This is a genomic window from Paraburkholderia sp. DHOC27 (assembly GCF_003429005.1).
Taxonomy (GTDB): domain Bacteria; phylum Pseudomonadota; class Gammaproteobacteria; order Burkholderiales; family Burkholderiaceae; genus Paraburkholderia.
Genome location: NZ_QVQV01000008.1, coordinates 14058 through 27886 on the forward strand (window position 1 = coordinate 14058; position 13829 = coordinate 27886).

Annotated in this window: 14 protein-coding genes; 5 read left to right on the top strand and 9 right to left on the bottom strand. The window is 61.8% G+C overall.

All coding sequences use genetic code 11. From position 1 onward, the window contains the following. Positions 1-61 precede the first annotated feature (61 nt). The gene (locus tag D0B32_RS24150) at positions 62-991 is read right to left on the bottom strand and encodes a L,D-transpeptidase (protein WP_117336832.1); all 930 of its coding nucleotides are present in this window, start codon (positions 989-991) and stop codon (positions 62-64) included. A 585-nt stretch (positions 992-1576) separates the two neighbouring features. Here D0B32_RS24150 and nadE point away from each other — a divergent pair. Next, entirely contained in the window at positions 1577-2428 is an 852-nt protein-coding gene (gene nadE / locus D0B32_RS24155; protein ID WP_117336833.1) for an ammonia-dependent NAD(+) synthetase, read from the top strand. Between the two features lie 124 nt (positions 2429-2552). On the opposite strand, the gene D0B32_RS24160 is transcribed toward nadE, so the two are convergent. The 4 genes from D0B32_RS24160 to D0B32_RS24175 all read right to left on the bottom strand — a co-directional run bounded on the left by D0B32_RS24160 (position 2553) and on the right by D0B32_RS24175 (position 7713). Beyond that, positions 2553-2819 (bottom strand): RNA-binding protein, encoded by a 267-nt coding sequence (locus D0B32_RS24160; RefSeq protein WP_117336834.1) that lies wholly within the window; start codon positions 2817-2819, stop codon positions 2553-2555. Positions 2820-3351: 532 nt separating this feature from the next. Beyond that, on the bottom strand, positions 3352-3864 hold the full coding sequence (locus D0B32_RS24165) for a hypothetical protein (RefSeq protein WP_117336835.1): 513 nt from the start codon (positions 3862-3864) through the stop codon (positions 3352-3354). Positions 3865-4114: 250 nt separating this feature from the next. Next, positions 4115-5905, bottom strand: coding sequence for a S10 family peptidase (locus D0B32_RS24170; RefSeq protein ID WP_117336836.1), 1791 nt, complete (start codon positions 5903-5905; stop codon positions 4115-4117). Between the two features lie 251 nt (positions 5906-6156). Continuing rightward, positions 6157-7713, bottom strand: coding sequence for a protease pro-enzyme activation domain-containing protein (locus D0B32_RS24175; protein WP_117336837.1), 1557 nt, complete (start codon positions 7711-7713; stop codon positions 6157-6159). 322 nt (positions 7714-8035) lie between these two features. Between D0B32_RS24175 and D0B32_RS24185 the strand changes: the two genes are divergently transcribed. Next, positions 8036-8542 carry a DUF1993 family protein gene (locus D0B32_RS24185; protein WP_117337162.1) on the top strand — a complete coding sequence of 169 codons (507 nt, stop codon included), beginning with the start codon at positions 8036-8038 and terminating at the stop codon, positions 8540-8542. A gap of 98 nt (positions 8543-8640) precedes the next feature. On the opposite strand, the gene D0B32_RS24190 is transcribed toward D0B32_RS24185, so the two are convergent. Then, entirely contained in the window at positions 8641-8961 is a 321-nt protein-coding gene (locus tag D0B32_RS24190) for a YnfA family protein (protein ID WP_117336838.1), read from the bottom strand. Between the two features lie 162 nt (positions 8962-9123). Between D0B32_RS24190 and D0B32_RS24195 the strand changes: the two genes are divergently transcribed. After that, complete coding sequence (locus tag D0B32_RS24195; protein WP_117336839.1) at positions 9124-9297, top strand: DUF1289 domain-containing protein; 174 nt, start codon at positions 9124-9126, stop codon at positions 9295-9297. A gap of 62 nt (positions 9298-9359) precedes the next feature. Here D0B32_RS24195 and D0B32_RS24200 read toward each other — a convergent pair whose 3' ends face one another. Beyond that, positions 9360-9989 carry a LysE family translocator gene (locus D0B32_RS24200; protein ID WP_117336840.1) on the bottom strand — a complete coding sequence of 210 codons (630 nt, stop codon included), beginning with the start codon at positions 9987-9989 and terminating at the stop codon, positions 9360-9362. A 131-nt stretch (positions 9990-10120) separates the two neighbouring features. On the opposite strand from D0B32_RS24200, the gene D0B32_RS24205 reads away from it, so the two are divergent. Both D0B32_RS24205 and D0B32_RS24210 read left to right on the top strand, forming a co-directional pair. After that, the gene (locus D0B32_RS24205) at positions 10121-10588 is read left to right on the top strand and encodes an Lrp/AsnC family transcriptional regulator (RefSeq protein ID WP_259295119.1); all 468 of its coding nucleotides are present in this window, start codon (positions 10121-10123) and stop codon (positions 10586-10588) included. 118 nt (positions 10589-10706) lie between these two features. Then, positions 10707-10940: a hypothetical protein gene (locus tag D0B32_RS24210; protein ID WP_117336841.1), complete on the top strand. Its 234-nt coding sequence runs from the start codon at positions 10707-10709 to the stop codon at positions 10938-10940. A 216-nt stretch (positions 10941-11156) separates the two neighbouring features. Here D0B32_RS24210 and D0B32_RS24215 read toward each other — a convergent pair whose 3' ends face one another. Further along, positions 11157-12404 carry an ABC transporter substrate-binding protein gene (locus D0B32_RS24215; RefSeq protein WP_117336842.1) on the bottom strand — a complete coding sequence of 416 codons (1248 nt, stop codon included), beginning with the start codon at positions 12402-12404 and terminating at the stop codon, positions 11157-11159. Between the two features lie 102 nt (positions 12405-12506). Continuing rightward, positions 12507-13751, bottom strand: coding sequence for a DUF1479 domain-containing protein (locus D0B32_RS24220; protein WP_117336843.1), 1245 nt, complete (start codon positions 13749-13751; stop codon positions 12507-12509). Positions 13752-13829 lie beyond the last annotated feature (78 nt).

The following is a 13829-nucleotide window of genomic DNA, read 5'->3' on the forward strand; positions in this document are numbered from 1 at the left end:
GCGCATGTGCTGGCGTGACCAACGGGTATCCCGGCACGCCACACCATCAACTCCGCTTACGCTAGTCCGCTGTGTCCGCGCCAGCGGGCATCTGCGCCCGCGTCTTGCCGCTCGGTGCGGGTGACCACCCCGGGCGCGTCTTGCGACTGGAGTCGACTACCACGATGTACCGGCCCGCCCACGGCGTCACCTGACGGTCGGAGTGCAGCACCCACAATGACTTGCCCGACTCAGCCAACGTTTGATACTCGGCATCGAGAATGCCGTAGTGATCGAGGAACACGTTCAGCGACGCGGGAATGCGCACACAGCCTTTTGAATGGCGAATGCCGAGCAGCGGTTCGAGTTTGTCGGGGTCCGTGGCGTGCATCTGGAAGCGCATCTGCGACATGCCGCCCCTGCCCCAGCCCCGCTCGCCCTGGGCCCAGCCGAGATCGAAGATGCGCATGTCGCGCTTGCCATAGCCGCGAATATTGTTCTCGTTCATCGTGCCTTCCGCGCGGTAATCCATGTTGTCGGGCGTGTGCTCGAACACCCCGAGCGGCGTGACGAAATGATCGAACTCGCCTGGCCGGCCGGTGGCGACCGGCGACGCACCGATCATCGACCACGCATCGGAGGGCGTGGCGCGAAAGTAAATGAAGAGCGCCTGAACATTGGCGCAACGATCGACCAGCACCACGTATTCGCCGGAGAGATTGCCCAACTGGTCCGCCTGCAACGCAGCCTGGAGACGTTGGCCGTACTCCTGCTGGATCGCAGCGGGCACCTGCAGGCGGCGTGTCACGGTCTGCGCAAACGCAGCGCGTAATAAAAGCGCGCGGCGTGGATCGACGGCGCCCGCCGCGTCCGGCGCCGCAACCTCGGAAGCGGTTGGCGCGGGTGAGGCTCCAGTCGCAACGGGCGTGGGCGTGGGCGTGGGCGTGCCAGATGTTGCGCCCGATGCCGCGCCGGAAGACGCAGCGAATGAAGCCGGGATGGGCCTGGCCATTGAGGCAGAAGCCGGGGCAAAAACCGGAACAGACTTCGCGGTGGAAGTCAGGACAGAAGTCGAAGCAGCAGATGCGGCGCCACTCAACGACACCCAAAGCGCAATCCCCAGCAAGTGGCAGAGTGATTTCAACCGCTGCGCACGACGGACGCCGCTTGAATTAATCCCCGGCCGATCAACCGCATCGTTTTGCTCACGTAGGTCCCACCATTTCTGTTGGTTCATCGTGTGTTCGAGCAAACCTGCCTATGATTGATCATGCGGCGGCGTATTAGGTATGAATATGATATTACTCAGCGCGTCAGGTTGTGTCGATCAATGGACGAGCGCCCACTTATAAAGCCCGGTTGAGCGGTTCGATATCTGACAGTTGTGTGTCATCGAGCCTACGCCTGAATTAATCGGGCAGCCATTTGAAGGGATAGGCGCCGTTAAATCCGTTCGTCTCAATGGCATGTCTCAATGGCATGCAAACTGAATAAATCATGAGCCGCTCACGACGGCGTGCATCATGATGCAAAGAACCGCATGCTTCGCAAGAAGCTTCGGAACGTTTTAACCAGGAAACGTTTTGATGAGGAAACCATGAATCAACCGGATTCGGCGGAACGCCAGCAACGTATCGGCGCAGAGATGCACGTCACCGAGGCTTTCGACGCGGAACATCAAATCGAGCGGCGCGTCGCTTTTCTCGCGGATTATCTCCGCGCCAGCGGCCTGAAAACCTACGTGCTCGGCATCAGCGGCGGTGTCGATTCATCGACGGCGGGACGCCTCGCGCAACTGGCCGTCGAACGTCTGCGCGCTGCGCAATACGAGGCTCGCTTCGTCGCGTTGCGTCTGCCGTACGGCGTCCAGCAGGACGAAGCCGATGCCCAGCAGGCGCTCGCCTTCATTCGCGCGGACGAAAATCTGACAATAGATATCAAGCCGGCAGCCGACGCCATGCTGACTTCACTGACCGCAAGCGGCATGCGCTTTACCGATCACGTTCAGCAGGACTTCGTACACGGCAACATCAAGGCCCGGCAGCGCATGATTGCCCAGTATGCGGTGGCGGGTGCGCGCATGGGCGTCGTAATCGGCACTGACCACGCGGCGGAATCCGTGATGGGATTTTTCACGAAGTTCGGCGACGGTGGTGCCGACGTCCTGCCGCTCACGGGACTCGACAAGCGGCGGGTTCGCGCGCTGGCACGCGTCCTCGGCGCCCCCGATGCGCTGACCCACAAGGTGCCCACCGCCGACCTCGAAATGTTGCGCCCACAACGTCCTGATGAAGATGCCTACGGTATCCGGTACGACGACATTGACGATTTTCTTGAAGGCAAGCCGGTCAGCGCGGCAGTGCATGAAACCGTGTTGCGCTTCTACGATGCGACCCGTCATAAACGGGCATTGCCTTACACGCCGTACGACTGGCCAGTGAGTGAATAAAAACGCTTCGTGCGGAACTCACGCGCCGCATTGGCAGCGCGTGAGAATCAACTGACGGTCACAGAGTCATCACGCCGCGATGCACACGCTTGCACCCGCGATCGTGTTCGCCTCAGGCGTTTGCTCAGGCGGGCCTTGGCTCGCCGCCGCCAAACAACTCGGGGCTTGCTTGCAACCTGGCCCCGGCGAAGATTTTGCCCTGCAACTGCTGCGCGATGACTTCGCCGACGTACGAGCCATCTGAAGCGAGATCCACGGTCGCATAGGCCTTGGGCGTGCCCGCATCCTGCACGGTCACTCTTTTTGCGTAGTGACCCAGTTCATGCTCGAGAAATTCACGCACCTGCTGCTCGGTGCTCGATTCGGGAAAATTCCAGACAAACAGGTTCATGAGTACTCCAGATTAGCGCCAAGGACGCCTCTTACTGCGAAGCCGCAACGGCCCACGAACGGCCGGAGTCCCGACCGCGAGGGTGCGTCTGCCTGACGATTCGCTTCGCCGCTACATTGTTGATGAAGGCTGCTACCAGTGACGCCATCGCCACATAAAAAGCAACCATTTCAATGTCCCCTCGAGCTTCGCCCTGACATCAGGATAGTCACAAACTGTCGTAAATAATATGTGACACCGCAGTAGTGCGACCGAGGCAGGCCCCGTTGCGCGCTCTATCTATTGCCGCCATTCGCCTGCCAGCAATACGGCACGCGCCCTTGCACGGATGGAAATCTTCTCTTGACGGGTATCGCGCCGTCCGGCGCTGTTGAGAAAGCGCCAATGAACTGTACCTGAATCGCCTCGCACAAACGTACGCGATTCGTGCACGCTTGCGAGGACGCAACGGTTGACAAGACAGCGAAGTTTTAGGGCCCGTTAGACGACGCGCTATAGACGTGCATCAAGGCTGGTCTTAAGAGTTCCCCGATTACGGCTCGCTGTCACGGCTACCAGTCGCGACGTCGACGCCGTTCAGATTGCATGAGTTTTGACCGAAGCCGGGGTAGGCGGCGGACCAGTTGCCGAGGATGGTTGCCTGGGCGTCGCTCAGCGTCATCTTGCCCTCGCAGACGCAGTGCTTCAGACGCACGACGAGCCGGGATTTGCGGCGCTCGCCCTGATTGCCCGCCCACGGCAGCAAGTCGAAGTTGGCCGGCGAGTCGGGGGCACCGCCGAGAAGAACCGGCACGTGCCGGTCGAGCGCGTAAGCCACCCCCGCGTCCGTGCTGATGCCGAGGTCCGCGAGCAGACGCGCCTTGCGTTCCATCATCACACTGATGGACGGCGAAACCGCGTCGACGTAATCCGGACGGCAGATCGTGCTGCCAATCGACTGCTGCGTTACACGCCCGTCAAAGAGGGTCGCGTCGTGCGCCGCCGCTTGCTCGGCACGCAACGCTGCAAACAAGCCGAAGAGAACCGCCACACTGATTCGCCCCATGTGCGCGAGGTGTCGCCGGGACGCCCGCTCCGCGACGCACGGAGGGTTTGAATCTGTCATGCCTTGAACGCGAACGCGCCTACCTGTCTTACCTTCAATCATTCGTCGGCGCGCCAGGTCGTGACGCGGATAGTGAATTCGGCATGCAATTAAAACACATTCAATATGTACGGGTGCAATTGCAGCCCATACTTTGGGAAGTCGTGGCGCGCAGGGCCTGAGCGGCGCCCTGCCGAGCCAAAGCCGCGGGCTACGCCGGTTTGGGGGGTTTCGCCGGTTTTGCCTTGCGAGCCTGCAATGCGCGGATCCGGCTGACGGCCGCCGTATCCGACACCGTCGTGTCATACATCTTCGCCACATCGCCCTTCAGTGCGGTACGCGACGCCCCGTCGAGGTACACCATGTGCCCCGATGGATAGAAACGCGCGGACAGATTCTGACGCACCTGCGTGCTGACGAGCGGCATCTGCTGCAGATCGATCACCGTCTGATAGAACGGCGTCACGAAGTCGAAAAAGCCGTTCGCCGACAACACCTTGAGGTCCGGGTTGAGCGCCATCACAGCGGCGAGATCGCCGGCCGTGTAGAGAATGACGTTGCCCTTCGAATCCACGCCCTTCTGCGCGCCGGTTGGGTCGATGTGGCTGAAATCCCAATACTGGAAGGCCTGGTCGTTCAGGTCGGTAAAGGCGGAATTCGACGTGTACAGCAGTTGCTCGTTCAAATAGACGTTCCACATGGTCGTGTAGACGCCCGTCACCGCGGTCATGGTCGGATCGTTACCCCCCGAATTCGGGTTGATCTTGCCGGCGATACCGGTCTCGATGGCCGTCACCCGCCCGTCGTACTCACCCAGTGCGAGCCCCTTGGACTTGAGCAGCGTGGTCAGGAAGAGCGAATCGCCGCGGCTGTCGTAGCCGGCAATGTCGAGGTTCCACGCGAGCAGCGTGGGCTTGTCGATGCCGGTGTATTCGCTGAGCTTTTCGACCGTGGCCGCGTCCGTGGCGGGCGCCTTGCGCAAGGCTGCCAGATAGTCGGTGCGCGCGAACTGTGCCACCTCCTCGGCGAACGCACCGAGATCCTTCGGCGTAGGCGCGACGCCGAGCTTCTTGTGATACCAGGCGTCGGCCGCGGCGGTAGGCAAGGCACCCACCGGATTGCCCGACTGCGTGTAGTCGAGAATCGACGACTGCAGCGTAATGCCATTCAGATCGACGCCGTCTTCGTGCAGCAGATACGCCAGCACGCAACTGCGCGCCGTGCCGTACGACTCGCCGTACAGATACTTCGGCGAATTCCAGCGATTGTTCTTCGTCAGAAAGCGCTTGATGAACTGCTTGATCGAATTGGCATCCTGGTCCACGCCCCAGAAGTCGCGATTCTTCGCCGGAGCAATAGCTGCCGAATAACCCGTGCCGATTGGATTGATGAACACCAGATCGCTCTTGTCGATCATGCTGTCCGGGTTGTCTTCCATCGAATAAGGTGCAGGCGGCGTGAAACTGGGCATTGCCGTCTTGATGCGACGCGGCGCGAACGAACCGAGCAGCACGAACACCGACGACGAACCCGGGCCGCCGTTATAGAAGAACGTGACCGGGCGGCTTTCCTCTTTCTGCCCATCCTGCGTGAAGGCCACGTAGAACATTTTTGCGTTGGGCACCGAACTGCTGGGGTCGACCGTCACCAGATGCCCTGCCGTGGCCGTATAGGCAATCTTGCGTCCGCCAATGACGATGGAGTGTTTGGTGACGGCGGCGTTCTCGCTCGTGTCGGTGACCGAATCGTTGGGGCCATTACCGTAGGCAACCGGATCGAAGAACGGCTGGTCGCCTGCCTTGCGCTGCGCGGCGCTCGGGCTCGCTGCTTTGCTCGCGGCTTTTCCAGCGGCCGTGGCGGTGGCCGCCGGCGCAGGGGTCGAAGCAGGAGCCGGCGCGGCGGCAGACGCGGACGCAGGTGCTGGCGCAGATGCAGGTTTAGGCGCCGCGTGCGAGTTGTGAGACGACTGCGGACTGCCGGAAGCTGACTCGTTGTTCGTCATGATCGCTCCATCGGTTTCGTTTCAAGTCGTGCACGGCATGGACGCGCCGTACGAGCGTCTTAACAGGCAAGGCACCACCGCTCAGAGGCAAACTCAGTGGCACGGAAAGATGGCAAATACCCACGCATGCCAGGCAAATGCAGGACAAGGACGCGACGCCCCTACCCGCCCGCCCAGGCCAACCAGTCGCAGACACCGGTGACGCTGGTGACGCTGGTAACACCGGCGTCTGCTAACGAGGCTACAACTGACTATAGTGCCGCCGCGACCTTCTGACCATTAGGGCTACCAAGGCCTGTACACGCGTCCCATCCAGCGGAAGCCTCGTACGCACCGTTGTTGCCTTGCGTGATATCGCGCAAGGCACTGGGGTTCTTGTACAGCACCGGATTGACGAAACCCACCGGCGAGCCCTTCGCCGCATTGATGCGGGCAATCAACGCAGCCCACAACGGCGCTACCGCGCTGGTGCCGCCCACCACCGTTTGCGACCCGTCGATCAGCACTTCGTAGCCCGTCTCAGGCGACGCATTGCCCGCCACGTCCGGCACGCCGCGCCCCTTCAGCGCAGTTTTCACGCCTTTCGAGCTGGTGGACGACAGGCCCTGCTGCCAGCTCGGCACCGGGAAAGCCGCGCTGACTCCGCCGCCGCCCGAGCCGCCTTCCTTGCCGTCGTTCCAGACCACCTCGCTCGCAATGGTCTGCCCCGAGGCGGTGAGCTTCGTGCCGCCGCATGCCAGCACATACGGGCTCGAGGCAGGGAAATCGGCTACCGTGCCGGTGGAGCCGTCGCTCGAGCCGCTGTCGCCCGAAGCCACGCAGACCGTCACACCCATCGCCGCGGCCGATTGCAACGCGTTATTGAACGCCTGCAACGACTGCGACGTCCACCCCGACTCCGGGCCGCCCCAACTGATCGAAATGACCGACGGTTTGTTGGTGGTGTCGTGCACGGCAGTCGTTACCGCATCCATGAAACCGGAGTCCGTATTGGTCGTGAAGTACACGGCGATTTTCGCGGCCGGTGCAACCGCGCCGACCACCTCGATGTCGAGCGTGACCTCGCCGTCCGGACCGTTCGGATCGCCGGTCGGGCTGTTGCTGCCCTGGTCTACGCCCACCGACACCACGGTCGGCGCGCTCACACCCAGATTCGAGAAGTAGCTTTTCAGATCGGAAGTGTTGTAGCCCCCACCCAGCTCGACGATGCCAACGCACTGCCCGCTGCCATCTCCTTGCGGGAACTGGTAGAGCGAGGCGATCTGCAACGGCGTGAACGAACTTGGCTGCGCCGTTTTGGCGGGATGGAACGGCGGCCGGATACGGAAATGCGGACGCGCCTGCGGACGGTTGTCGAGCCCCAGTACCGCCGTGACGACACCTGACAGCGTATCGGGCAAGCTGATGACACCCGTGCGGCCACGGTACTGTCCGAGCACGTGATGCTGGTAGTGCTGGAGCTGAACGTCGAACGCAGTCTGGAACTGCGCAATGGTGCCGCCCAGCACCACCGTGCGCGAGGCGGCATCTTCACGCACTACCGTCAAGCCGGCCTGCGCAGCGAAGGCCTTGACCTTGCTCAGATCTTCCGCGGCCGCGCCGAACTCGCTGGCAAATGCCTCGCGTGACAGCGGCTTGACGCCCGGATCGCCCGCTTCGATCTTCTTCATCAAGGCGTCAAACTTTTCCTGCGCGGGACGGCGCAGGATCAGATGGACTTCGATCCGCTGGGCGGGGTCGCAATGTCCAACGACGGTTGAGCCCTCCACCGGGGCTCGCTCACTTCCTTGCAACACATGCCTGGCCATAGTCTCGACTCCTGTGATGCGTCGCCTCGCGTCGCGCGCGAGGCTCGCGTTAGTGCCGGCGGATACCACGTCGCCACATCAATGCAGTGCGGCAACTTCCGCCGGTGATGGTGGTTCAAGGGTGGTTTCAAGGACATCGTCAAGCCGTCCGACAAATTCATTCGAACACAGTTCCGGATCGCAAGACAGTCGGCCAGATGGCCAATGCAATTTCCTCACGGCTCGCGCTATGATGCTGCAGCGGCGATCCGGCCGTTGCATTGTTTCGCGCGGGCTCAGCGCACGCGCGGCGAAGAACCTGAGTGAACCAGAGGAACGTTCCATGTCCATTTCGATGTATCAAGCTTCCCTGCCCGTACTGGTGCGCGGCCTGACCAGCCTGCAAGGCATTCTTGGCAAGGCCGAAGCGCACGCGGCAGAAAAGCAGATCGACCCGTCCGTGTTCATCAATGCCCGGCTGTTCCCGGACATGCTGCCGCTCGCGCGTCAGGTCTATATCACCACGGACACCGCCAAGGGTTGCGCGGCGCGTCTGGCCGGCGTCGAGGCGCCCCGCTACGAAGACGTCGAAATGACGTTCGAAGAGCTGCATGCCCGCATTCAGAAAACGATTGATTACCTGCTGGAATTCAATGCGGCGCAGATCGACGGCTCAGAAGAGCGTTCGATCACGCTGAAGATGCGCAGCGGGCCGATTGAATTTACCGGCGTGAATTACCTGCTGCAGTTCGTGCTGCCCAATTTCTTCTTCCACATCACGACGGCCTACGACATCCTGCGTCATAACGGCGTCGAGCTGGGCAAGCTCGACTATCTCGGCGGTCGCTAACTAGCGGAAGCTGGCAAAGGGCGTCGCGACTACTCGCGGCGCCGGTGTGGCGCCGGTATGCATTCACGCCAGCATCTCTGTTGCTGGCAGCGCCCGCGTCAAACACGCGGCTGGAACGCAATCACGCTCATTCCAGCCAGCGTGAGCGCGACGCCCGCCAGGTCCCACAAGCTCGGGCGCACCTGCTCGACGCACCACAGCCACAGGATCGCCACCGCCACGTAGACCCCGCCATAGGCGGCATAGACCCGCCCGGCAGCCGCACCGTGCAGCGTCAGGAGCCACGCGAAGGCCGCCAGACTCAGCGCGCCTGGCACCAGCAGCCACACGGAGCCGCCCTCCTTGAGCCAGCGCCACGGCAAATAGCAGCCGAGAATCTCGGCGACGGCCGTCACGACGTACAGCAGAAAAGTTTTCATCGAAGCTGAGGCGGTGCAGGTGAGAGAGGTTGAAGGTGGCAGTCGGACCCGAACCCGGACCCGGACCCGGCATGTCTATCGCCCTTATTAACACAATCACTTGGCCCGCGACATGAGGGGCGTGCGAGAGTCCATGCATCCCATCCAAGGAAGCCCCGTCCAATGAGCGTCAAGTCGCCCTGTATCGACATTTGCAAATTCGACGCACGTACTGGCCTATGCGTTGGCTGTCTGCGTACGCGCGAAGAGTGCAAGGAATGGAAGCAGATGAAGAACAAGCACCGCAAGAAAATCATCGACGACCGGGCGCATCGCGCTGCAACCCTGAAGCGTTGACGCGCCAGACGAGGCGCTCGATGAAGAGCGCCTCGCAGCGCGCCGGCAAGGCGAAAAGCGGTTCAGTCGAACGACAACCGCAGCGCGAAACCAATGATCGCCGCTGAGAAAGCCCAGCGCTGCACCGTTTGCGCAAGCGGATGGGTGCGCATCCAGTTCGCGATGCGGGCGGCGCCAATCGCGTAGATGAAATCGAAGCATGCGCCCGTCACGACCAGGATCGCGCCCAGTTCGATCATCTGCCAGGCCACCGGGCCTGCCTGTGGCCGCACGAACTGCGGCAGCAGCACCGAGCAGAACAACAATGCTTTTGGATTCAGCAAGTTAGTCAAAAGCCCTTTGATGAACGCGGTGCGCAGCGGCTGTGCACCTGCCGCCATGGCGTCACCGGCAGGCAACGCAAAGACCGGTGAGCGAAAAATCTGCAAGGCAATCCAGCCCAGGTAGAGCGCGCCGCCGTAGCGCACCACGTCGTATAGCCAGGGCGCACTGCGCAGCAGCGCCGCCACCCCGCACGCCGAGAGCGTCACGTGGGTCGCACGCGAAATGCCCAGCCCGCCCGCAGCCGCAAAGCCCGTGCGGGCGCCGCGCGCAATGCTCGTCTGCATGACCAGCGCCATGTCCGGCCCAGGCACGGCATAGACCACGAGCAAGGCGACGACGAAGACGATCAGGAGATGCGCGGAAATCATGTTGAACCTCACGTTTTGAGGCCTCCATCTTGCTATTGCTTCGTGAGGGAATGCTGGCGATTTACATGGGATCAAGCGCTCGAATTAGGGGAATACGCTAGAATCAACTCTCTCTATGAGCTTTTCCCCTCATGATGAACGACCTCGATAAAGTAGACCGCGCCATCCTCGCCGCGCTGCAAAGCGATGGCCGCATGTCGAATGCGCGTCTCGCGGAAACGGTCGGTCTGAGCGAAACGCCATGCGCGCGCCGGCTCAAGCGCCTCGAAAGCGACGGGTATATCGACCAGTACCGGGCCATGCTGTCGCGCTCCGCCCTCGGCTATGGCGTGGTCGCGTTCGTCTATGTGCGTTTCGCGGTGCATGACCGCGCCGTCGCCACGCGTTTCGAGCGCGAGGTTCAGGCCATCCCGCGAATCTTGTCGTGTCATAACGTATCGGGCAGCGCCGACTACATCCTGCAGGTCGTCGCCCGCGACCTCGACGACTACGGCACTTTCATGCGCGACGAAATGCGCGGCCTGCCGGGCGTGACATCGGTGGAGTCGGCGTTGTCGTTGCGTGAAGTGAAGGCCAACGGCGGTCTGCCGATCCTCTGAAAGCCGCGCCTCTGGCACACCTCTGGCGTCTGACGGCGGGCGTCTCACGTTACCCGTGTTACCCGTGGCATAGTAGGCGCCTTGGCGTTATCGCCGCATGAACCACGGAGTCATTCCCATGAATCACGAACAGGCGCGAGCCGAAGAAACCGCCGCCATGGAGCGCGTGCTGGCTGCTACCCAACGCGTCAAGTCGGCGTTCGCATCGCTGCAATCGCAGTTCCCGCCGGCAGGCGAAGGACGTCCCTCGCAGTTCGCGCTGCAAACCTTCGACGCCGCCCTCCAGGAACTCGAAGACGCACAAGCCGCCTTCGACGAATTGCTGGGCGATCTGCTTGACGGGAACCGCTGAGTCGAATACTCGCGCCGCTGCTGCGTAGCAAGGGCGCGACGCGCGGCTGATGACACAGTACAGCCGCGCCGGCCTCGGTCGCGTCATTCGGCGGAGCCGGCGGCACCTGACCGTTAGTTGCGTTTTTTCGCCAAAGCTGTCGTTTCCATCCGATGCGTTCGGCCCGGCAAGCCGACCCAAACGCATCCCATCTGGGTTCTGCTTAAAAGCGCCCCACTACTTCACCTTCGCGGCAGCGGCCAGTTTGCGTGCGCCCTCTTGCGGGTCTTCGCTGGAGTTCATGAAGTTCGTGACGGCATCGGTAATCGCACCGGCCGTGACGGACGATTGCAGTTCACCGAACGCCAGTGACGGCAGGAAGCCACCGGACTTGATCGTGGCCTGCTCGTCCGTACGCGACTTCTTGGCGCAATCGTCGAATTTGTCCATCGGCACATCCAGCCGCACCGGAATCGAGCCTTTGTAAAGGCTGAATTGTTGCTGGAAGTCGGGCGACATGATCGTCCTGGCGAGCGCCAGTTGCCCCGGCGTCGCATCCTTTTTGCCGCCTTGCTGGAAGAACACGAACGCATCCACGGTGTACGTAAAGGCATTCGCGGTGCCTGGAGCGGGGGCGCAAATGTAGTCGACATCCGACTGCTTGTTCGCATTCGCAAACTCGCCCTTTGCCCAGTCGCCCATGAACTGCATTCCACCGGACCCGTTGATTACCATCGCCGTGGCGAGATTCCAGTCGCGCCCGGTCGCGCCTTTATCGAAGTACGTCTGAATCTTGCGGACAGTCTCGAACACCTGCACCATCTGCGGCGAGGTCAGCGTCTTCTGGTCCAGATCGACCAGCGCCTTGCGATAAAAGTCCGGCCCGTGCGAGAGCACCACCGTTTCCCAGATGGTCATTTCCTGCCAGGGCTGGCCGCCGTGTGCAACGGGCGTGATACCTGCTGCGCGGAATTTATCCGCCAGCGCAAAGAACTCCGGCCACGTCGTGGGTGCCTTGCCGCCCACCTTGTCGAGATCGGCTTTGTTGATCCACAGCCAGTTGATTCGGTGTACAGAGAATGGCGCGGCCACATAGTGGCCACCCGACTTCATGGTCTTGTCGATCCCTGCCGGTGAGTTCGCCTTCCAGTCCGTGGCAGCCTGATCGATATTCACCAGCACGCCCTGATCGGCCCAGTCCTGAATCAACGGCCCCTTGACCTGTGCGGCCGAAGGCGCATTGCCCGAGATGACCTGCGCCTTGAGCGCCGTCATGGCGGCGGCGCCCGCTCCACCTGCGATGGCGAAGTCTTTCCACTCGTAGCCCTGCTTGTTCATATCGTCTTTCAACACCCGGATCGCCTTCGATTCGCCTCCCGAAGTCCACCAGTGCAGCACCGAAAGCTGCTCGGCACCGAGTACCGCCTGCGTTCCAGTCACGAGCAGCGCCAATGCCGCGGCAACCGATGTCAGTGATCGTTTCATTGCAGTCTCCGAATCTTCGTTTTTTAATTGAGCGGTGTCAGGCAACCACCGCAAATACTTAGGCCTACTTCTTAGTACATAGGGAACAACATCGAAACCGAACTACAGATCAAACCCAAGTTGTGCCTTGCCGAGCGGCGTAAGATCGTCGGCCGTCGCGCGTCCGGTGAAATCCACTTCGAAATGGTCAGCCGGAAAATCGGGCGGGCTCTCGCCCTTCAGGAAGCTCGGCAACTGCCGCTTCAGATAGGCGTCGTTCTTGGCGCAGGTGGGCGCCGAGGGGATATACATCACATTGCTATAGCCCGCGCCGCGATGTTCGTCTTCCACCGCGTGAATCACGTCGCTGTGCCAGAACACGGTATCGCCCGCTTCCATCTTCGGAATCGACGAGAGCGCTTCGAACAGGGGCGCGTGAAACTCCGTCTTGATCGACAGCGCGCGGCCCGGCATCGCACCGCACAGGTCGTCCTCGGCCACGTCGTCCTGCAACGCGCGCAGCAGGATATACGCCATCGCATTGGCAATGGGCACGAGTTGCAGGGTGCCGTCGCCCGGACCTTGCGGTGTCAGCGCAGTCCATCCTTGGAACGTGCGGAACATCGAGCACACCGCAGGCGAGGCGATCTCCTCCACCTCCGTGCGGTAAGCGGCATCGAACGGATCGTAGTCGCGCCAGTTACCTGCAAACACGTGGCGGTAGACGTGACGAAAATTGCTTTCGATCCAGCGCTCGACCGAGCCGCCATCGCAATGCGCCGACAAGCCAAGCGACGCGGAACCCGGCGGCCGGCGACGCAGCCGGTCGGCATACACCGGCACGCGATCCGGATCGAAGTGCACGCGGCCTTCGCTCTCGGTGCGCCACAGGCGGTTCAGAAACACGCGCGCCGTGGTCAGTGCTTCGGACTGCCTGGCGAGCATCTGCGGCTTCGACCAGTACACGCCGTAGATTTGCGGTTTGCTGGACGCCAGTTGCCCAAAGTATTTGTCTTCGGCGCGGTTTTCGAGCCGCTTGTCGAGGTTATTGCGCTCGACGTACTGCGCAATGTCCGCGTCCCAGCCCTGCACCAGTTCGCGGGGAAACACCTTGCGGATCACGCACGCGCCGCGCGCCTTGATGAGCCCGATCTGCTCTGCTGTGATGCGCTGTTCGACGATATCGGCAAACTGGATTTCGGGGATCACGTCCTCGCCGCGATCGCGCTGCGCGGCAATCCGTTTCGCCTCGGCGCTGATCGCAGCTTCGACTTCGGCGAAGACTTCCCGATAGTTTGGCAACGCAGCGCGCAGCGCCCGTTTGGCTTGCCGGATCGCGCCCGGCAGATCTTCGACGATTAACGCCATGATTGTCTCCGTGTGATTTGATATGCCCGAGCATATGACGGGCGGACTCGCACGAGTGATACTATTCAGGCAATTCAT